19 protein-coding genes are annotated in these 18,980 nt (G+C 51.1%); 9 read left to right on the top strand and 10 right to left on the bottom strand.

Annotated elements, in window-relative coordinates:
* Window positions 1–119: 119 nt before the first annotated feature.
* The 6 genes from SU32_RS16055 to tlpA form a co-directional block, all read right to left on the bottom strand.
* On the bottom strand, window positions 120–716 hold the full coding sequence (locus SU32_RS16055) for a CarD family transcriptional regulator (protein ID WP_054000398.1): 597 nt from the start codon (window positions 714–716) through the stop codon (window positions 120–122).
* A 319-nt stretch (window positions 717–1,035) separates the two neighbouring features.
* Window positions 1,036–1,374, bottom strand: coding sequence for a ferredoxin FdxA (fdxA, locus tag SU32_RS16050; RefSeq protein ID WP_054000397.1), 339 nt, complete (start codon window positions 1,372–1,374; stop codon window positions 1,036–1,038).
* A gap of 104 nt (window positions 1,375–1,478) precedes the next feature.
* The gene (locus tag SU32_RS16045) at window positions 1,479–1,901 is read right to left on the bottom strand and encodes an RNA-binding S4 domain-containing protein (RefSeq protein ID WP_054000396.1); all 423 of its coding nucleotides are present in this window, start codon (window positions 1,899–1,901) and stop codon (window positions 1,479–1,481) included.
* Window positions 1,901–4,762, bottom strand: coding sequence for a helicase-related protein (locus tag SU32_RS16040; protein ID WP_054000405.1), 2,862 nt, complete (start codon window positions 4,760–4,762; stop codon window positions 1,901–1,903). Before SU32_RS16040 ends, SU32_RS16045 begins: the two co-directional genes overlap by 1 nt.
* Window positions 4,763–5,291: 529 nt before the next feature.
* Entirely contained in the window at window positions 5,292–5,999 is a 708-nt protein-coding gene (locus tag SU32_RS16035; RefSeq protein ID WP_144421181.1) for an HAD family hydrolase, read from the bottom strand.
* Between the two features lie 71 nt (window positions 6,000–6,070).
* Window positions 6,071–6,715, bottom strand: coding sequence for a thiol:disulfide interchange protein TlpA (gene tlpA / locus SU32_RS16030; RefSeq protein WP_054000394.1), 645 nt, complete (start codon window positions 6,713–6,715; stop codon window positions 6,071–6,073).
* Between tlpA and argH the strand changes: the two genes are divergently transcribed.
* The 4 genes from argH (at window position 6,714) to SU32_RS16010 (ending at window position 12,434) form a co-directional block, all read left to right on the top strand.
* Window positions 6,714–8,150 carry an argininosuccinate lyase gene (argH, locus tag SU32_RS16025; protein ID WP_054000393.1) on the top strand — a complete coding sequence of 479 codons (1,437 nt, stop codon included), beginning with the start codon at window positions 6,714–6,716 and terminating at the stop codon, window positions 8,148–8,150. The genes tlpA and argH overlap by 2 nt on opposite strands.
* Window positions 8,151–8,238: 88 nt before the next feature.
* Entirely contained in the window at window positions 8,239–8,421 is a 183-nt protein-coding gene (gene lptM, locus SU32_RS16020; protein WP_054000392.1) for an LPS translocon maturation chaperone LptM, read from the top strand.
* Between the two features lie 18 nt (window positions 8,422–8,439).
* A complete protein-coding gene (gene lysA, locus SU32_RS16015; RefSeq protein WP_054000391.1) occupies window positions 8,440–9,705 on the top strand; it encodes a diaminopimelate decarboxylase in 1,266 nt (421 codons plus the stop codon).
* Between the two features lie 116 nt (window positions 9,706–9,821).
* On the top strand, window positions 9,822–12,434 hold the full coding sequence (locus SU32_RS16010; RefSeq protein WP_054000390.1) for a TIGR02302 family protein: 2,613 nt from the start codon (window positions 9,822–9,824) through the stop codon (window positions 12,432–12,434).
* A 31-nt stretch (window positions 12,435–12,465) separates the two neighbouring features.
* On the opposite strand, the gene SU32_RS16005 is transcribed toward SU32_RS16010, so the two are convergent.
* The 3 genes from SU32_RS16005 to SU32_RS17345 are packed head-to-tail and all read right to left on the bottom strand — an operon-like array spanning window position 12,466 to window position 13,947.
* Window positions 12,466–12,831, bottom strand: a complete 366-nt coding sequence (locus SU32_RS16005) for a response regulator (RefSeq protein WP_054000389.1) — start codon at window positions 12,829–12,831, stop codon at window positions 12,466–12,468.
* On the bottom strand, window positions 12,832–13,380 hold the full coding sequence (gene hpt, locus SU32_RS16000) for a hypoxanthine phosphoribosyltransferase (RefSeq protein ID WP_054000388.1): 549 nt from the start codon (window positions 13,378–13,380) through the stop codon (window positions 12,832–12,834).
* Window positions 13,381–13,383: 3 nt separating this feature from the next.
* Window positions 13,384–13,947: a hypothetical protein gene (locus SU32_RS17345; RefSeq protein ID WP_054000387.1), complete on the bottom strand. Its 564-nt coding sequence runs from the start codon at window positions 13,945–13,947 to the stop codon at window positions 13,384–13,386.
* A 168-nt stretch (window positions 13,948–14,115) separates the two neighbouring features.
* Here SU32_RS17345 and ftsE point away from each other — a divergent pair, with 168 nt between their 5' ends.
* The 4 genes from ftsE (at window position 14,116) to SU32_RS15975 (ending at window position 17,396) form a co-directional block, all read left to right on the top strand.
* Entirely contained in the window at window positions 14,116–14,775 is a 660-nt protein-coding gene (ftsE, locus tag SU32_RS15990) for a cell division ATP-binding protein FtsE (protein ID WP_054000386.1), read from the top strand.
* Window positions 14,768–15,748: a cell division protein FtsX gene (locus SU32_RS15985; protein WP_054000385.1), complete on the top strand. Its 981-nt coding sequence runs from the start codon at window positions 14,768–14,770 to the stop codon at window positions 15,746–15,748. The genes ftsE and SU32_RS15985 overlap by 8 nt, the downstream gene beginning before the upstream one ends.
* A gap of 131 nt (window positions 15,749–15,879) precedes the next feature.
* Complete coding sequence (locus SU32_RS15980; protein ID WP_054000384.1) at window positions 15,880–16,515, top strand: YdcF family protein; 636 nt, start codon at window positions 15,880–15,882, stop codon at window positions 16,513–16,515.
* 152 nt (window positions 16,516–16,667) lie between these two features.
* Window positions 16,668–17,396, top strand: a complete 729-nt coding sequence (locus tag SU32_RS15975; RefSeq protein ID WP_211097799.1) for a lysophospholipid acyltransferase family protein — start codon at window positions 16,668–16,670, stop codon at window positions 17,394–17,396.
* Here the strand turns inward: SU32_RS15975 and SU32_RS15970 are convergent.
* A complete protein-coding gene (locus SU32_RS15970) occupies window positions 17,377–17,904 on the bottom strand; it encodes a gamma-glutamylcyclotransferase (protein WP_054000382.1) in 528 nt (175 codons plus the stop codon). The genes SU32_RS15975 and SU32_RS15970 overlap by 20 nt on opposite strands.
* A gap of 51 nt (window positions 17,905–17,955) precedes the next feature.
* On the opposite strand from SU32_RS15970, the gene SU32_RS15965 reads away from it, so the two are divergent.
* Window positions 17,956–18,957, top strand: coding sequence for a DUF2125 domain-containing protein (locus SU32_RS15965; protein ID WP_054000381.1), 1,002 nt, complete (start codon window positions 17,956–17,958; stop codon window positions 18,955–18,957).
* Window positions 18,958–18,980: the final 23 nt, after the last annotated feature.

Raw genomic sequence — 18,980 nt, 5'->3', positions numbered from 1 at the left:
AAATAGTTCATTTTTTCTTGAAAAAACCCTTGTTTTCCGCCCTTAAGCTCCAAGGAAAAAGAAAAACGCCCGAAAACGTGGTGTTATCGGGCGTCCAAAATTGTCAATAAAAAGACAGATTAAGCGGCTTTTTCCGCATCATCCGAGCTTGAAGCATCGCCTTCAGCTTCTTCACCTTCGGCTTTTGCACCGCGGCGCGGGCCTTTGTTCAGGTTTGTCTCAATGAGGCGCACGGCCTCGGTGTCAGAGATTTTCTTAACGACCATGATTTCACGTGCCATGCGGTCCAAAGCCTGCTCGTAAAGCTGGCGTTCAGAATAAGACTGTTCGGGCTGGTTTTCCGCGCGGTACAGGTCACGCACAACTTCAGCAATTGAAATAATGTCGCCGGAATTGATCTTGGCATCATATTCCTGTGCACGGCGTGACCACATTGTACGTTTAATGCGCGCACGGCCCTGCGTGACTTTCAATGCACGGTCAACAAAGCCCGTCTCGGAAAGTTTGCGCATGCCGATAGAGAGTGCTTTTGCCACAGGCACTTTCAAGCGCATTTTGTCTTTTTGGAACTCGATAACGAAAAGTTCCATTGTAAGACCAGCAACTTCCTGCTCTTCAATCAGTGTAATTTGTCCAACACCATGGGCTGGATAAACAATAAATTCGCCTGTTTTAAAACCTTGACGCTGAGATGTTTTTTTGGGCGCATTTGCCATGTAATCAGTACTCCCGTCCGGCGATATTTGCCGGATCATTGGTTGCAGCCGAAGCTATTGTCAGATGTCGTTCCGACAAAAATATTTTGGCTTGGCCTTAAGCATCGCAAAACGCAAAAAAAGCCAATCGAAGAATAATTATTCTTGGATTTGTAAAAGTTGGGACCAATAAATTTTTGTGCAGAATGACATTATCAGATTGTATATCACAAAAATTGGCGTTTTTCAATGGCTTGCGGCACCGTGCGGTGCAGCATGAAAAAATGGGGCTGTTTTATAGTTAACGTTACCCAGCGGCGGGTAACAGGCGCAGATAAGTCTAATCGCCCTGACCAGGTTCAGGTGAAAAGAATTGCTCGAACTTGTTGGGCTTGCCGTCAAATTCTTTGGCATCATCGGGCGCATCACGCTTGATGGTGATGTTTGGCCATTTATCCGCATATTCGGTATTCAGCTTCAGCCAGTTATCAAGTCCCGGCTCTGTGTCCGGTTTAATGGCTTCGGCCGGACATTCCGGTTCGCATACGCCACAGTCAATACATTCATCGGGATGAATGACGAGCATGTTCTCGCCTTCGTAAAAGCAGTCGACCGGACAGACTTCTACGCAATCCATATATTTACATTTGATGCAGTTATCGATGACGATGTAAGTCAATTTATCACTCCGGATTGGCGCAGTCGCGCCCTGATTATGCGGAATCCTGTTGCGGTGCAAGAGGTGTAATCGCGGCGATTTGAGGCAGGCTGAAGCATTAAAAGTCAGTTTTTGCGCAGCCGGTCCAATTCACGACGTTCTTTTTTCGTTGGACGACCGGCCCCCGGGTCTCTTTTTGCCGCCAGGCCTTCAAATTTAGTATCCGGTTTTTCGACCGGTGGCGGTGAAATATCTTCATAAAGCAGTTGTGCTTCGGGCGCAGGGCCGCGCCGTGTGCCGCAATCAGTTATGCGGTAAATTTTCACGGCGTGCTGCAATGAAATCGTGAGCACATCACCCGGCTTTACGTTCTGGCTGGGCTGGTTGGATTTTTCACCGTTCACCCGCACGTGGCCCGCGCCCACATATTTTGCGGCCAATGTGCGTGACTTTATGATCCGCGCGAAAAACAGCCATTTGTCGAGACGGATACGGGCGGGGCTTTCCTTGCCTTGGCCCGCATCCGGTTTGGAATTCGCGCCCGGCATTACTTGCCGAGTTGTTGCTTCAATGCTTGAAGCTTGGCGAACGGACTGTCTGGGTCCATGGCTTTCTCTTTGCGCGGCGGTGAAGCTTTTGCATTTTGCGGATGGCTGTTTTTACCGCCCGGCTTGCCTTTTCGGCGCTGCTTCTGATCGCCTGCCGGTTTGCCGCCTTTGCGTTCTGCCAGTCTGTTGCGGTTCGGTGCCCGTTCAAACCGTGCCTGACGCCAGACGAGCACAGGTTTTGGTGCTTCTTCAGCTTCGCCGGAAGCTTGTTCTGTGGGCGTTTCTTCTGGTTTGCTTTCCTGTTCGGCTTCAGCTGTTTCAGCAACAGGTTCTTTTGCTTCCTCAGCCTGATCTTCCGCCGGTTTAGGGCCGTGTTGTGCTTTAAGCGCGTCAAGCTTCTGGTTCGCTTCAACAGCGTCTATCGGCTCATGGCGGTAGCCAAGCCCTTTGAGAATTTCTTCCATGTCTTCTGCGGTCGCGCCAAGGATAGACATCATGGCAGGGGTGATGACAAAGCGGCCGTCGCCATAGGCGCCTTCGGGCAATTCCGTGCCGGGTTTCCAGTAAATGGTCGGGCGAATGAGATCGGCCAAGCGCTCCAGAATGTCGACACGCACCGCGCGGGGGCCTAGCAGACGGTAGCCTGAAAGCTTGTAAAATTCCTTGTCAAAGGATGGATCGGTTACCAATGAGGTGCGGCCGCTGGCTAGAAGCGTAATAATCTCGCCATAGCCGTTTTTGTCTTTGCCGTCATTGTTCAGCGCCCACAGCAATGTGAGCAGTCCGGCAGGGGCCGGCTTGAGCAGGGCTGGCACAAAAATATGATAGAAGCCAAAGCGCACACCATAACGGCGCAGTGCAGCGCGGCCGTCCTGATCAAGCGATTTCATCTCGTCAGCGATATCGCGGCGGGCGACAATGCCATGATGCTCAATCAGGCGGAAAGCGATACCGCGGGCAATGCCTGACAATTCATCGGCCTTTTGCAAATCGGTCAGCGGCTTGAGGTGGGTCTCAATGTGGAAAGTCACGAAACGCTCTGCGCGCGCACGTACCTTGTCGAGTGCCGGACCGGTCAGCTGTTCATCTGCCAAAAGAACAAGACGGGGTTTCAGCCAGTCATCACCGGAGGTAAGTGTGCCGACAGTGGTGCCAAGCCAGCGCAAAGTGCCATCTGATGAAACCGCCAAGTCACCATTGGGTGCGGCGGCGAATCGTTCCGCACGTTTTTCGAATTCGCTGGCCAAAGCTTTTGACGCTGCCGCACGGATTGCTTTTGCATCCTCGCCCTCAGCGGTATTGTCGGCAGTGAACCGAAAACCTTCTAGTTGACCTACATGGTGACCTTCTACTGTGACGTCACCGGCTGCGCTGATTTCAGCATCCATCTCGTTATTCTCTCTTAGTCGCTTCATAAGCACACTTGTCCTGCGATCAACAAAGCGTTTCGTCAACCTTTCGTGGAGCGCATCGGAGAGTTTGTCTTCGATTTCGCGTGTTTTTTCTTGCCAGTGTAGCGGATCGGCAAGCCATTTGGGTCTGTTTGATACATATGTCCATGTTCTGATCTGCGCAATGCGGTGCGATAATGTATCAATTTCTCCGTCTGTCCGGTCCGCCCGTTTGACCTGCTGAGCCATATAATCTTCGTTGACGCGGCCGTTCTTGATCAAATCATCATAAATTGAGGAAATGATATCGGCATGTTGTGCGGGCGCTATCTTGCGATAGTCGGGCAAGGAGCAGGTTTCCCAAAGTGTTTCGACATCGTTTGCCGAGTTACAAATATCAACCACCGCCATATCGCGTGACAGAAACTCAAGCGCACGCTGGTCGACTGCCGGTAAGGCCCGTGTAAGGCCCTGCATTTGCGGGACCGTATCAAGCGAGGCCTTCAGGGCATCAATAGAAGAGAAGTCGAAATTGCGGGTTCGCCATTGCAGAACATTCAGCGCCGCAAATTCGTGGCTTTCAATGCGTTCGACAAGTTCATCGTCAAGTGGCGGTACCTGACCGGAAACGCCAAATGTGCCATCACGCAAATGGCGTCCGGCGCGCCCGGCAATCTGGCCCATTTCAGCCGGATTGAGATCGCGGAACTGGTGGCCGTCAAACTTTCGTGTTTGGGCAAAAGCGACATGATCCACGTCCAGATTAAGGCCCATGCCAATGGCATCGGTGGCCACGAGATAATCGACATCGCCATTTTGGTAGAGCTCAACCTGAGCGTTGCGGGTGCGCGGCGATAATGAACCCATAACCACGGCTGCGCCGCCACGCTGCCTGCGGATTAGTTCGGCAATCGCGTAAACTTCATCCGAAGAAAAGGCCACAATGGCCGAGCGGCGGGGCAGGCGTGTGATTTTCTTGGACCCGGCATAAGCCAGATGTGACATTCGCGGGCGGGTGACAACCGACAGGCCGGGCAGAAGTTTTTGAAGAATAGGGGCAGCGGTCGCAGCACCCAGTAATAATGTTTCTTCAATACCGCGCACATTTAAGATGCGGTCGGTGAATATGTGCCCGCGCTCAAAATCTCCGGCAAGCTGCACTTCATCGATTGCCACAAATTCGGCCCTAGCATCGCGCGGCATCGCTTCAACGGTACAGACAGAATAGCGCGCGCCCTTTGGCACGATCTTTTCCTCACCGGTGACAAGCGCCACATTGTCGACGCCCACTTTTTCACAGACGCGGCTATAGACCTCGCGTGCAAGCAAACGCAAAGGCAGGCCGATAATGCCGGTTCTGCGCGCGCACATGCGCTCAATAGCAAGATGGGTTTTGCCGGTATTGGTAGGCCCCAAAACGGCCTGGACACTGTGTCCAGAAAATACAACCGGTTCTTGAGGGCGATACATGGAAAATCCGAAGGTAGGCACGATTAAAAAAAGCAAGTCTCTCATTAGCATGGTTTTAGCGCGATAAAAGGTTGGGCGGCGATAAAAGATACGTAAATCGCAAATCGAAACGGCCTTCCGTTAAGATTTGGAACCATTGTGGAACGAATCGCTGACGAATCGGCAAGGAATCACTATTCCCGCTTTGTTCACGCCTCTATAGTGTGGCTGTCAGAAAATAATCTCTATATGTTGATTACCTCAATCGCTTCATTGCCGAAATTCAGCCAGTTGCATTAATGAAAGTAAACACAACCTCAATAGCGCTTTTACGGCTCGTTAAACTTTAAAATTTGAATTATTTCGTAAAGGCTCTGTTAACCATAAATCATTGATCTGGCTCGATTATTGTTAACTTTCAGAACGTGGGAAGAACGAATCGGGGTCGAATCAGCTTTAAAGCCATATTCCTTTTTTGTTCTCGCAATATATAGTGCCGAGCTGTGTGCAAAGACACAAAAATAATGGCAAAATGGTCTTCATGCCGCGTCTACTGGGCAGCAATTCTTAACATTTCGCCATTTGCGGGTTGTTTGAGCGCCTGATTTATTGCGTTAGGTGCCAATGATTGCGTCACCCCAATCGCAGCGGAAAAATTATCGTAACTGCTAAGCTGGCTCGGAAACGCAATAGCTATAATGCCTGCTGCCCGCGGTGACCGCAGGCAGATTTCGCAATCCTCAATGGCAACGACCTGATCGGCCGACAGGTCAAGTTTTGACAAAGCCAGTTCGTATATGTCCGGATGGGGCTTTGACCTTCTAACTGCGTGGCGGTTTGCGATAAAGTCGAAATCATCGGCTGATAATTTTCCGCTTAATGCTTCAAATAGCGCATCTATATTGCCCTGCATGGTGTCTGCGGCAAAACCAAGCGCGATATCATTATGGCGGGCATAATTTACCAGTTCCAGTACGCCTGTGCGCGGCGCAATATTTTCGGACAATAATAGAGCGTCGAAAATCTCTGTTTTGCGCTTGTGCAGGGCAACAGCATCAACATTTTCACCCATCTGCTTTGCATAGGCTGTGATCTGTTGCCTTCCGCTGCCATATTGACGCAACGGCCTGTACTGGGCCGCACCCCATTGCCAGTCAAGACCGGCTTCGACAAATGCAGCATTGAAAGCCCGAAGTTGCTGCTCGGACGTTTCAATGACCGTGTCCATGGATCCAAATATGATCGCCTTGGGTATCATGCTTGCGCCTGTTACGGGTTCTTTCGCAAGCAAACGGGTGTAAAGGCAATTTTGTTCCCGATTTCAGTAATTTAGATCGTTAATAAAGTGTCAATAAGCCGCAAGGCATCCGTGCTGGCCCATTCGGCAGGGCCGTTCATATTGGCGATAACGCGGCTGTTTTCATCCAGTAAAAGAGTCACCGGCAAGCCAAGTGCAAGAGACTTTTTCTTGAGCGTGTTGAACACGTTGATTGAAGGGTCATGGTAGAAGGCGAGGTTTTTCAGGCCGATTTCATCATAAAACGCGCGCGGTTTTTCCTCACCGCCGCCATCTACCGAAATGGCGATGACCTCAAATTTATCGCTGCCTTTGGCTTTTTGCAGGGCATCAAGCGACGGCATCTCATGCCTGCACGGCGCACACCATGTGGCCCAAAGATTGACAAGGCGATACTTACCATTGGTGTCAGACATTTTCATAGGCTCGCCGTCGGGGCCATTAAATGTGAGTTCTGACAGATCGTCGGCGCTGTCACGAACGGCCATTGCAGCGATATCACCGGTCAAAAGCGGCTCAATTTTTGCCTTTAGCTCCTCAGAGATACCTGCCGGGGCATTGCCAGATGTGTCACTACACCCGTATATGCCAAGCGTGCCGATTGTCAGCGCGGAGACACCGAGCGACAAAGCGCCACGTCTTGTAATCATTTTGCCGTCAGGGTTCGTTCGTCTCATGTCTCAATCTTCCAATTCCAAATCCGACAAAACCAAGCTTGATAAATCAAACTCGATGTGGGGCGGTCGCTTTGCATCCGGTCCTGCGGCGATCATGGAAGAGATCAATGCTTCCATCGGTTTTGATAAAAAGCTTTACGCGCAGGATATTACCGGCTCAATCGCACATGCGACCATGCTGGCGGAATGTGACATAATCACGGAAGAAGATCGCGACAAGATTATTCACGGATTAAACACGATCATGTCAGAAATCGAAGCTGACACGTTTGAGTTTTCCCGCGCTCTTGAAGATATTCATATGAATGTCGAATCGCGCCTGCGTGATCTTATCGGTGATGCGGCGGGGCGTTTACATACAGCGCGTTCACGCAATGATCAGGTCGCATTGGACTTCAGGCTGTGGGTTAAAAGCGAACTGCAAAAAACAGCAGGGCTTTTAGAAAAGCTTATCGGGGCATTTTTAAGCCGCGCCGAAGAACATGCCGGTACGGTCATGCCGGGCTTTACGCATTTGCAAACAGCGCAGCCGGTCACATTTGGCCACCATTGCATGGCGTATGTTGAAATGTTCAGCCGTGACCTTAGCCGTGTCGATGATGCGTTGGAGCGCCTTGATGAAAGCCCGCTGGGTGCGGCGGCGCTTGCGGGAACAGGGTTTGCCATTGACCGCCATATGACAGCCAAGGCGCTGGGCTTTCGCGAACCGACACGCAATTCGCTTGATACGGTATCGGACCGAGATTTTGCACTGGAAATGCTGTCGGTTGCGTCGATCTGCGCAACGCATTTGTCCCGCCTTGCCGAAGAAATCGTCATCTGGTCGACGCCGCAATTCGGCTTTGTGACCCTGTCGGATAGTTTTTCGACCGGTTCGTCAATCATGCCGCAGAAGAAAAACCCTGATGCCGCTGAACTGGTGCGGGCAAAAGTGGGCCGTATCAACGGCGCTCTTGTCAGCCTCCTAACAGTCATGAAAGGGCTTCCGCTGTCTTATTCAAAAGATATGCAGGAAGATAAAGAACAGGTTTTCGATGCCGCTGAATCGCTCGAACTTGCATTGGCAGCAATGACCGGCATGATTTCCGATCTTACTGTCAATGAAGCGGCGATGCGTAAAGCTGCGGGCTCCGGCTATTCAATTGCAACAGATCTTGCAGACTGGTGTGTGCGCGAAATCAATATGCCGTTCCGCGATGCGCACCATGTGACAGGTACTGCGGTTGCGCTTGCGGTGAAGAAAAATGTGCCGCTTGAAAAGCTGACACTGGAAGAATTGCAGGAGATCAATCCGGCGATTACCGAGGACGTGTTTTCCGTATTGACCGTCAAAAAATCGGTTGCCAGCCGGACAAGTTTTGGCGGTACCGCTCCTGCGCAGGTCAAAAAGCAAATCCGCTATTGGAAAAAACGCATGGAAAAACGGGCCAAATAAGTGATATTTGCAGGGTGCAAATGATTGCGTTCCGTTTTATGTAGGAAATGCGATATTGATTTTAGCGGTTTGAATTGGTGATCTGAAAATGAAAGCGTCCGGGCTTATAAATGTAATGACATTGGCAGCGCTTCTCGCAGTTCTGGCTGCATGTGGACGCGCAGGACCGTTGGAGCCGCCGCCATCCAGTGTTGCACAACCTGTTGACCAGCAAACGCAAGAGCCTATCGTGGAAGACAAGCCTTTCGTGCTTGATGCGCTTCTCAACTAAGAGCAGGTAGAAGTTTCAGTGAACCATTTTGAATATAAAGACGGTGTTTTACACGCTGAAAACGTGTCTGTGGCAGATATTGCCGCAAAAGTAGGCACGCCTTTTTATTGTTATTCAACCGCTACGCTAAGCCGACACTACAATGTTTTTGCCAAGGCTTTTGAGGATGTTGACGCGCTTGTCTGCTATGCGATGAAAGCCAATTCCAATCAGGCCGTGCTGGCAACTTTGGCCAAGCTTGGCTCGGGTGCAGATGTGGTGTCCGAAGGTGAACTGCGCCGTGCTTTGGCAGCCGGTATTGCCCCATCCAAAATTTTGTTCTCCGGTGTCGGTAAGACCGCGCGTGAGATTGATTTTGCGCTTGAGGCGGGGATTCATTGTTTCAACGTGGAATCCGAGCCTGAACTTGAGATGATTTCAGCGCGGGCGGTTGCGCTTGGTAAAGTTGCGCCAATCTCGCTGCGGATCAATCCGGATGTGGATGCCAAAACCCATCACAAGATTTCGACGGGCAAAAAGGGTGACAAGTTCGGTATTTCCTTTGCGCGCGCACGTGATGTTTATAAACGCGCCGGTGAATTACCGGGTTTGAAAGTTGCCGGTATTGATATGCATATCGGTAGCCAGATCACGGATCTAAAACCGTTTGATGAAGCTTTTGGCCTTTTGACAGAACTTGTCGGGCAATTGCGCAGTGATGGCCATGAGATCGAGCATGTTGATCTGGGTGGCGGTCTGGGCATTCCCTATAAGAATGACAATGCGCCGCCGCCTTTGCCGGATGCTTATGCCGAGACGGTCATGCGGCATGTCAAACCGCTGGGCGTTCAAGTGATTTTTGAACCGGGCAGGCTGATCGCCGGAAATGCCGGCATTCTGGTCAGCGAAGTCATTTATGTGAAGCAGGCTGACGATAAGAATTTTGTCATTGTCGACGCGGCGATGAATGATCTTATTCGCCCGACCCTATATGATGCTTTTCATGAAATTCATCAGGTCAGGCGGCCTGATGATAATGCCAAGCATTTTATCGCCGACATTGTGGGTCCGGTTTGTGAATCCGGTGATTATATCGCGCAGGACCGCAATCTGCCGGTTTTTGAGGCCGGTGACCTGATTGCCGTTGGATCTGCGGGGGCTTATGGCGCGGTGCAGTCAGGCACATATAATTCGCGGCTGCTGGTGCCGGAAGTTATTGTTAATGATGATCAATTTCACGTCGCGCGGCCCCGCCCGACCTATGAAGATTTGATCGCAATGGACAGTGTGCCGGACTGGATCTAAGGCCAAAAATCTGCCGGTGACAAAAGTGTGACCGGTTTTTATTGCTAAAATGCCCATTCAGCCTCGTCTTTGCCGCTTTCTCTGTTATCGTTGGTGTAAATGGAGCGTGAGGAAGCATGACAAGGCAATCTCCCAATCAGCAAAACCGTAACGAGGCAGCTAAAAAGCTGCGCGGTGCGCGGCTGTGGAGTAAATTCTCGCTTCTGTTCGAGCGGTTAGCGCCTGCGGCCTTGCCATTTATGATTGTGGTCGGTCTTTTCCTGATTGTTTCATGGTTCGGCCTGTTCCGCTCGGTTGGTGATTTAGCACGTATCTTTATCGGTTTCGGGTTCGTTCTGGCGGCGCTTGCCAGTCTGTCCGCACTGCGCACATTCAGAATGCCGACGCGCGATGAAATTGACCGCCGGCTTGAGCGTGACAACAAACTTATGCACCAGCCGATCACCGTACAGGATGACCGCCTTGCTGTTGGCACGGATGATTTTGCCCAGACCTTATGGGCGCTTCACCAGAAAAAGCTCGCCGGACAAATCAGTGATGTGGAAGGCGCAAAAGCGCGCACGGATATTCCTGAGCGCGACCCTTGGGCTATTCGGGTGCTTGTGCCGCTTCTCCTCGTGATCGGCTTTGCCTTTTCCTACAGCACCAATGGCGGGCGGATCAGCGATGTTTTCTTTTCCCATGATCAGGAAGAGCAAATTGCAGCGCGTATCGATGCGTGGATAACGCCGCCTTCCTATACAGGTGTCGCGCCTATTTTCATGACGTCGGATATTAATGCCGAGCGCCAGCAATTTTCCGCTCCTGAAGGCAGCAAGATTGTTGTGCGTGTGTCCGGTGGCAGCGGCACCGAGCAGGTAAGCTTTCCTGATACTGGTTCAATTATTGAGGCGATGGATAATTCCACCAGCAGCGGCAATTCGACTGCACGGCAATTTGAAGTTGTCGCCCGTCAAAGCGGACAACTGAGCATTTTGCCGGATGCAAATCTTGCAGCCGCCTCAAACGAGCAATCGCTACAGCAATGGTCATTGGTAATTAGTGATGACAATGCGCCGGAAATTGCGTTTGACGGCAATGTCGAGCGCGCTGTCAACGGTGCGATGACATTGAACTATATTGCCAATGACGACTATCGCATTGCCAGCGGTGAAGCGTTGATAACACTGGCCGATAAACCGGCTGAAAATGCACGGCCACTCTATGAAGCGCCGGACATTGCTTTGCGGCTACCGCGTCGCAATGATGAAGGCAAAGCCAAGACATCGGTTAATCTGACCGAGCATCCTTGGGCCGGTGCGCGCGTCAATCTGCAATTGAGAGTAGAAGATGATCTGGAGCAGACAGGCTATAGCGAAACAATAGAAACGGTGCTTCCAGGAAGACCGTTTTCCAACAAACTTGCGCGCGCGTTGATTGAACAACGGCGCAATCTAGCGCTGGACGCCAATAATGGTCGCGCTGTGTATGATATGCTTGATCTTTTCACGCTTTATCCGGAAGAAACCATCAATAATACGGCTCATTTTTTGGGCATCACGACAATAAAATCGAAATTGCGCTATGCGAACAGCGATGAGGATTTGCGCGGTGTTGTTGATTATATCTGGGAGGTCGCCCGCAACATCGAGGATGGCGGTCTGTCAGATGCGGAGCGGCGCTTGAAAGATGCACAGCAGGCTTTACGCGATGCGCTTGAAAACGGTGCGTCGGACGAGGAAATCGAGCAGGCAATGAACGAGTTGCGCGAAGCAATGCAGGAATATCTGCAGGAATTCGCACGCCAGAACCAAAACAATCCGCAAAATCAGCAAAGCCAGAACAATGCCCAGCAATTGGACCCGCAAAGTCTGGACGAAATGCTTGATCGTCTTGAGGAAATGGCCAAATCCGGCGCACGGGAGCAGGCTATGGATATGCTTTCGCAATTGCAGGACATGATGAACAATCTGCAAATGGCGCAGCCGCAACAGGGACAGCAAGGCCAGCAAAACCAAGCGCAGCAGCAGATGAATGAGCTGGGCGAAATTTTGCGCCAGCAGCAAGAGCTGATGAATGACACATTCAGGCGCAGCCAGCGTCCTGAAGATGGCGGACAGGAAGGGCAGCAAGGGCAACAAGGCCAAGGCGAGCAACCCAATGGCCAGCAGCCGGGCGATTCGCAGCAAGGACAGCGACCCGGCCAAGGGCAACAGGGTGAGCAGGGCCAGGGCGGACAGCAGCAGGGCCAAAACGGTCAGGGACTTCAAGGTTTGGCACCGGGGCAGCAAGCCCTGCAAAACCGCCTCGAACAATTTATGCAGGAACTGGAAGGGATGGGCATAAATCCCGGTGAGGCTTTTTCAGATGCGGAGCGCTCCATGGGTGAGGCCGGTGACGCGCTGGGCGAAGGCTCGGGCGATCAGGCTCTTTCCGATCAAGGCGAGGCGATGGATTCACTGCGCCGCGGCGCAGAATCCATGATGCAGCAAATGGAGCAGCAAGCCCAACAACAGGGGCAGGGATCATCCAGCGAGCCCGGCGGTCAGCGCAATGCGCAGGACCGCGATCCGCTTGGGCGTCCACAGCGTTCGTCCGGTCCTGATTTCGGCGATGATGTAGAGGTTCCTGATGAAATTGATGTGCGCCGTGCGCGTGAAATTCTTGAGGCTATCCGCAAGCGTCTTGGTGACGGCGCGTTGCAGCAGCTTGAAAAGGACTATCTGGAACGGTTGCTTGATCTGAATTAGAACAATCGCCGATTGCTCTGTTCAAGCGTATTCAGCTATTCAGGGCAGTTTTTACCGCCGTGCGGATATCAGCAAGTGTGAACGGTTTTGGCACGACATCAATAATGATTTTTGAAAGATCTGCCGCACGTTCGCGCTGCTCGGCAAAGCCGGTCATGAGCAGAATTTTAAGGTCGGGATAATCCTTGACCGCTGTTTTTGCCATTTCAATGCCGTCCATCGCAGGCATGCGAATGTCGGACAGAACCAAATCATAGACACCGTTTTTCGCGATAATCATTTCGAGCGCAACATCGCCGTCATCGGCCTGTTCGACCTGATGACCGTCAATCATCAATGCCCGCGCTGTAAAAGAACGGACAGAATCATCATCATCAACCACGAGAATTGTGCTCATTTAAGCATCTCCTGTGACAATGCCCACAAATGGTAATTCACGAAATGCATGGGCAACATCCATGCCATAGCCGACGACAAAATGGTCGGGGCATTCAAATCCGATGAAATCGGCATTGACGGGTGTTGCCGCTTTGCGTTTGACACGCTTGTCGAGAAGCACGGCAAAGGAGACGGAATTTGCACCGCGTGACATCATGAGATCACGGGCAAATGTGAGGGTTGTGCCTGATTCCAGAATGTCGTCAATCAGGAGGACATCACGGCCCTCGACATTGCTCTCGACATCGCGGACAAGTTTAGTTTCGCCAGCCTCAGTGCCCTTGCCGTAAGTGGAAAGCATCATGAATTCGACTTCAGGTTCAAGCCCGACATCATGCATGGCGCGCACAAGATCGGCTGCGAAAATGAACGAACCTTTGAGAATCGAGATTACAAGCAGGTCTTTATAATTGCGGGACGCGATTTCACGCGCCAGTTCAAGATGCCGGACCGCAATAGCAGAGGCAGGGAAGAGGACATCGATATTTTTATTGCGCACAACCGGCATTATTTATTCCGCAAATGTAAGTTCAGCTTTGTCGGAGCTACCTTTGCCAACGGGAAGACTGTTTGTAAACATTAACCGCTCACCAGGGTTAAGGGTTTCGCCGCGATTGATACGAAACATGCGCTTGGTTTTCGGATCATCGCCGATATGGACAATGACCGGCGGTAAAATACGGGCAATTTTGTCGTTGTTTATGATTGTAGCCTCAATCGTCAGGACATCACTGCCATCGCGCGCCAAACGATTCGTGCTGATATTTTGAAATTCAAGAAGAGGCTGACTGACTTGCGGGGCAGCGACAGGCTGCGGCTTATCAAACAGGACACGGCCACCGGCAAGATAAAATGCCGCCACCGCACAAATGGCGGCAAGAAACGTGAAAACCGGCAGCGACATGCCGCTTTGTTTCTTTTTGTTCGGCATTTTGCCAAACACGGCAAGCTGTCCGCCATCATCAGGTGTATCGGTTGTTTTCACGCTTGATGGTGCCGGTTTGCTTACCGCTTGAACGTCATCTTTTTTGACGGTCTCAAATTCGACATCAATTGCATCTTCTTTATTGGTCATTAAAGTGTTTCCTGACGTCCAAGCCCAAACTTATGGAGTAAACATGGTTAACCGTTCGTTTCCGTTCAAAGAAGTGAATGGCAGTCTACCGGTTTTACTGGTTGAGGTGAAGACAGGCTGTGTTAGTGAAAAAGCGCAGATTTTCTATGATTCGGGGCGGTAGGCAGCGTGATCAAATTTGAAAATGTTGGATTGCGTTACGGCATGGAAACAGAAGTCCTGCGGGATGTTTCCTTTGAGATTCCCGAGCGCTCATTTCAATTTCTAACCGGCCCATCGGGCGCCGGTAAGACAAGTTTGCTGCGGCTTTTGTTCATGTCGCTACGACCGACCCGTGGGTCAATCAGCATGTTCGGGCGCGATATCGCATCAATCGAACGCCATGAACTGCCGATCTTACGGCGGCGGATCGGTGTTGTCTTTCAGGATTTCCGCCTGCTTGATCATATGACCACTTTTGAAAATGTGGCTCTGCCGTTGCGCGTGCGCGGTAAAGACGAGGCCGATTTTCGCAGTGATGTGAGTGACTTGCTGAACTGGGTCGGTCTTGGAGACAAGCTGCACGCCTTGCCGCCTGTTCTATCAGGCGGTGAGAAGCAGCGTGTGGCCATTGCAAGGGCGCTTATTGATCAACCGGAAGTTCTACTGGCAGATGAGCCGACGGGTAATGTTGACCCGCATATGGCGCGGCGTCTGCTGCGACTTTTCCTTGAGCTTAACCGTTCCGGCACAGCGGTTGTGGTCGCCACGCATGATCTTGGTCTTATGGAGCAGGTCGACGCACGCCGCATGATTCTCAACAATTCGCATTTGGATATTTATGGCTGATACTCCTATGCAAATGAACGCTGAAACGCAGGTCACGCAATCTGCAAAGCCAACCCCGATTGTGCCACCGTCAAATATTGCCGGTCAGGCATTGTCTCTTGTCATTGCAATAATGTCGTTTCTTGCCTGCCTGACGGTCGGGGCCGTTTTAATGATCGATAGAAGTGCGTCGGCGTGGCAGAGCCAGATTTCGCGCGAGGCGACGATACAAATACGGCCGGCACGGGATTTTGATATTGAAACGGCGCTAATGGAGGCGCAAGCCATTGCAGCTGGTTTCGAAGGGGTGGTCAATGCACGTATCATCGACCTGCCGCAAACAGCGAATTTGCTGGAGCCTTGGCTTGGCACAGGGATAGACCTAGCAGAACTGCCTGTACCGCGATTGGTTGTTATCAGGATTGATGAGCGCAACCCGCCGGACTTCAAGGCAATCGGTGCGGCAATCAGCGAAGCTATTCCCAATGCCACAATGGATGATCATCGGGCTTGGGTTGACCGGCTTGTCTCAATGGCCCGCACGACAACTTTCGTGGGTGTTGCGATACTTGCACTTGTTTTAACGGCGTTGGTTCTGACCGTTGTTTTTGCGACCCGCGGCGCGCTTGCGAGCAACCATGTCATTATTGAAGTTTTACATTTTGTCGGTGCGCGGGCTAATTTTATCGCAGGGCAGTTTCAACGCCGGTTTTTCTGGATCGGGCTGCGTGGTGCGGTGATCGGTGGCGGCGGGGCGATTTTGCTGTTTCTCATTTTCCAGTTTTGGGCGCAGCGCAATCTAACCACGGCGCAAGGCGAGCAGGTTGCTGTTCTTTTTGGTGATTTTTCAATAGGTATGGGTACGTTTATCGGTGCGTTACTTGTGATTGCGCTGGTTGCGACATTGACGACTTTAACCGCAAGGCTGACTGTCATACGTACGATTTACGAGATTGATGAGCAGCGCGCTGATCCTTCGCGCCAATTTTATTAAGCGGAATTGATCGCAAATAGGAAATTGTGCGGACGAGGATTGATTTAAGCCTGTTCTGCGTCTTATTTCAGCTTTATCAATTAAGCTGGAACAGCTTGGGATAAATGCATGTCCATGCAGGTTGAGACATTATGTTGAGAGCACGAAAGCGCAGTGTGACGCAGCGCTTGCTAAGATTATTTGTTTTTATTTTGCTGCTGACCGGTATTTTTCTGGTGGTCGGATTTGGTGTCTTTTTAACAAGCATTGATAATTTCGCGCGTAATCAGAGTAATGAGACAGCCGATGGTATCGTTGTTCTGACCGGTGGTTTTGCGCGGCTGGAACCTGCTGTTCAGCTGCTGCGGGAAGAGCGCGGCGAGCGGCTTTTAATTTCCGGTGTTAACCGCAGAACCGGCGACCAGTTGCTGAAAGATGCGTTTGACATCGAGGACAAGCTTTTCAATTGTTGTATTGATATTGACCAAGATGCTCTAGACACGATTGGTAATGCGCTGGGCACCGCCCACTGGGCCGCATCAAAGGATTATAAAACCCTTTTGGTGGTGACCAATGATTATCATATGCCGCGCAGCTTGATCGAGCTTCGGCGTGAAATGAGCGGTGTTGAATTGCTTCCCTATGCAATACGCAATGTGTCTTCCCAAGAACATACGTGGGGGCTGCGTATCAGCCAATATCGTGTTTTGCTGCTGGAATATGGCAAGCTGATTGCAACCATTTTGCGCGGTGTTTTTCAGGATAGGGACATTCGCTCTTTGAAATAGATTCTGAATTTGTAATACAGTGATTGTTCTATCAATTTCAAAGGGCTGCGATTGGGCAGCCTGATTGACCGCAAAATTGTCTGGGCCTCTTTGTGACTGCACTTCGTTCCGCTTTATATAATTTCGTCTTTTACTTTTCGACATTGATCTACATGATTGTGTTATTGCCGTTTTTTTCTATCGGAAAACGTATAAATGCATGGTGGGTGCCGCGGTTTTGGGCGCGGTCCAATATGTGGTTTTTAAAGATTATCTGCGGCACCAAACATGAGGTGTCCGGCTTTGAGAATATGCCGGAAGGCGGCTATATTCTTGCGCCGAAGCACCAATCGGCCTGGGACACATTTGCATTTGTGCCATGGTGGCCGGACCCTGTTTATATTTTAAAGCGCGAACTTAAATGGATACCGCTTTTTGGCTGGTTTCTTGTTCGCATGAAGATGATCGGCATTGATCGGGGAAGTCGTGAAACTGCTGTTAAATCGATCAATAAAGGCGCTACGGAAGCGATTAAAGACGGTCGCCAGATTGTCATCTACCCTGAGGGAACACGCCGTCCGCCCGGTGCGAAACCTGCCTATAAAGCCGGTATTTATCACCTTTATGAAAATCTGAAGGTGCCTGTGGTGCCGATTGCCCATGTTGCCGGCCTGTTTTGGCCGCGCCGCAAATTCTTGCGGTATCCCGGTACAATCAAAGTTGAAATTTTAAAGCCGATACCGCCCGGCCTTTCGCGTGCCGAATTTATGGATGCACTGATCTCGTCAACAGAAGGTGCTTGCGATCGTTTGTTACTGGAAGTTTATGAGGGACCCAATCCGCCGCCATTTCCGCCAGTGGCGCAGGCCCGTATTGATGAACTTAAGAAGAACGCTGTCTGATACTTTCAGCAACGGCTTGTAGCCAGTGATCCTTGATACCCATATCTTTTATGTGATCAGCGGTATTCAGCACATATTCCTCGTTTGGCCCCATGCCGCCAACGGCGCCGCATACGCGTTCGGTCGCATCGGCCACAGTTAGACGTCCGGCATATTGCTCATGACGGTGATCGGCCACATATATAAGAGCATCAACGCGCTCGCCGTCATCCAGGGTTACTTTGCCCATGCGTTCGAGATAGACATTGGTGACAAGCTCGCGTTCGCGCAAATAAGCGATCACGTCCTCGCGGTCTTCTGGCGCGACCTTGAACGCAAGCCCGACACAGGCGCCGCCATTATCGAGCCCCATCACCAGACCCGGGCGTTCACGCGTTCCTCTGTGTTCCCATGATGTAATACACAATGCACGGTGATAACCGGCTAATCTGGCGCGGCGTTTTTCGATAAATTTGAATCCCGGTTTCCACATTAAAGAGGCGTAGCCGAACACCCACAGATCGTTCATAATTCGTCCAACTTTCAGTTTTATTCGTGCATCACTGCAAACGGAGAAGTCATGCCAAGCGATAACGCAAAGACGCCCTATAATGCAAAGCGGCGCATACAATTTTTGTGTTTCTTTTCGATTTTTTTGATCGTCGCTGCAACGGCATGCTGGTTTTTTGTTGCCGGAAAGATTGATTCAGCCGCAGCCAATCTCATCAAACTGCAGGCTGCAAAGGGCAGTATCGTTGAGTGCGATAACAGGAACGTGCGCGGCTATCCGTTTCGATTTGGCGTCTTTTGCGATAAGGTTTCCTACAGCGATGACAATAATGATGCCTTTCTGGTTAAAGCCGGCGCTTTTCGCTCTGCAGCCCAATTTTATAATCCGCGCAAAATCATTGGGGAACTGGATGGGCCGCTGATCATAGAACAGGCGTCTGTTCCTCAAGATATAAAAGTAAGCTGGTCATCCATGCGCAGTTCTTTTGTGGCGGCTAATCCGTTGCCGCAGCGCGTTTCTGTTGTAGGCAAGGATGTACTTGTTGAACAGAGCGCTGATGCGCCGCGTATTACGGCGGCAGGGCTTGAGGGCCATATGCGCGTTAATGGCGAAAACCTTGATCTGGCCGGACGCGGGCAGGAGGTGTCTGTCAAAAACACGCTAGCGCAAATAGAAAACCTGCCTCCGCTTGGTCTGGATTTTGATGCAACGGTGAAAGACGGGGCGGCACTCTTGGCTTCAAATAGATTGCAGTTGCGCGGTGCAGATATTGATGTGCGGCGGGTCGGCATCCTTTTGAGCGATGACCAAGGTATTTTGCTCAGTGGTCCCTTAAGTGTTGATGAGGCGGGATTGGTAAGCGGTAAACTCGATGTGCGCATCATTGATGTTGATGCTGTTTTCGATCTGATCGGCAAATCGCTGCCCAATATAGCGCCCATGTTATCAGCTTTTGCAGCAGGGCAGCCGCGAAGCGGTGAAAAGAATGATGAAGTCGAGATGACGCTGACAATCAATAAGAGCCAGATCAGCCTCGGAATTATTCCGCTGGGCAAGCTTCAACCGCTTTAGAGCATGTCAGGAAAAGTGGGAAC

This window comes from Ahrensia marina, from assembly GCF_001293565.1.
In the GTDB taxonomy this organism is placed as follows: domain Bacteria; phylum Pseudomonadota; class Alphaproteobacteria; order Rhizobiales; family Rhizobiaceae; genus Ahrensia; species Ahrensia marina.
Note: the sequence above shows the minus strand (reverse complement) of the source record. Positions and strands in the feature narration are given on the sequence as shown.

Bases quoted from the DNA above. Each gene is read 5' to 3' on its own strand.
- SU32_RS16055 (WP_054000398.1), bottom strand. From the start codon at position 716: ATGGCAAATGCGCCCAAAAAAACATCTCAGCGTCAAGGTTTTAAAACA.
- SU32_RS16045 (WP_054000396.1), bottom strand. From the start codon at position 1,901: ATGCCGGGCGCGAATTCCAAACCGGATGCGGGCCAAGGCAAGGAAAGC.
- SU32_RS16040 (WP_054000405.1), bottom strand. From the start codon at position 4,762: ATGTATCGCCCTCAAGAACCGGTTGTATTTTCTGGACACAGTGTCCAG.
- SU32_RS16035 (WP_144421181.1), bottom strand. From the start codon at position 5,999: ATGATACCCAAGGCGATCATATTTGGATCCATGGACACGGTCATTGAA.
- argH (WP_054000393.1), top strand. From the start codon at position 6,714: ATGTCTCAATCTTCCAATTCCAAATCCGACAAAACCAAGCTTGATAAA.
- tlpA (WP_054000394.1), bottom strand. From the start codon at position 6,715: ATGAGACGAACGAACCCTGACGGCAAAATGATTACAAGACGTGGCGCT.
- lptM (WP_054000392.1), top strand. From the start codon at position 8,239: ATGAAAGCGTCCGGGCTTATAAATGTAATGACATTGGCAGCGCTTCTC.
- SU32_RS16010 (WP_054000390.1), top strand. From the start codon at position 9,822: ATGACAAGGCAATCTCCCAATCAGCAAAACCGTAACGAGGCAGCTAAA.
- SU32_RS16005 (WP_054000389.1), bottom strand. From the start codon at position 12,831: ATGAGCACAATTCTCGTGGTTGATGATGATGATTCTGTCCGTTCTTTT.
- hpt (WP_054000388.1), bottom strand. From the start codon at position 13,380: ATGCCGGTTGTGCGCAATAAAAATATCGATGTCCTCTTCCCTGCCTCT.
- SU32_RS17345 (WP_054000387.1), bottom strand. From the start codon at position 13,947: ATGACCAATAAAGAAGATGCAATTGATGTCGAATTTGAGACCGTCAAA.
- SU32_RS15985 (WP_054000385.1), top strand. From the start codon at position 14,768: ATGGCTGATACTCCTATGCAAATGAACGCTGAAACGCAGGTCACGCAA.
- SU32_RS15980 (WP_054000384.1), top strand. From the start codon at position 15,880: ATGTTGAGAGCACGAAAGCGCAGTGTGACGCAGCGCTTGCTAAGATTA.
- SU32_RS15975 (WP_211097799.1), top strand. From the start codon at position 16,668: ATGATTGTGTTATTGCCGTTTTTTTCTATCGGAAAACGTATAAATGCA.
- SU32_RS15970 (WP_054000382.1), bottom strand. From the start codon at position 17,904: ATGAACGATCTGTGGGTGTTCGGCTACGCCTCTTTAATGTGGAAACCG.
- SU32_RS15965 (WP_054000381.1), top strand. From the start codon at position 17,956: ATGCCAAGCGATAACGCAAAGACGCCCTATAATGCAAAGCGGCGCATA.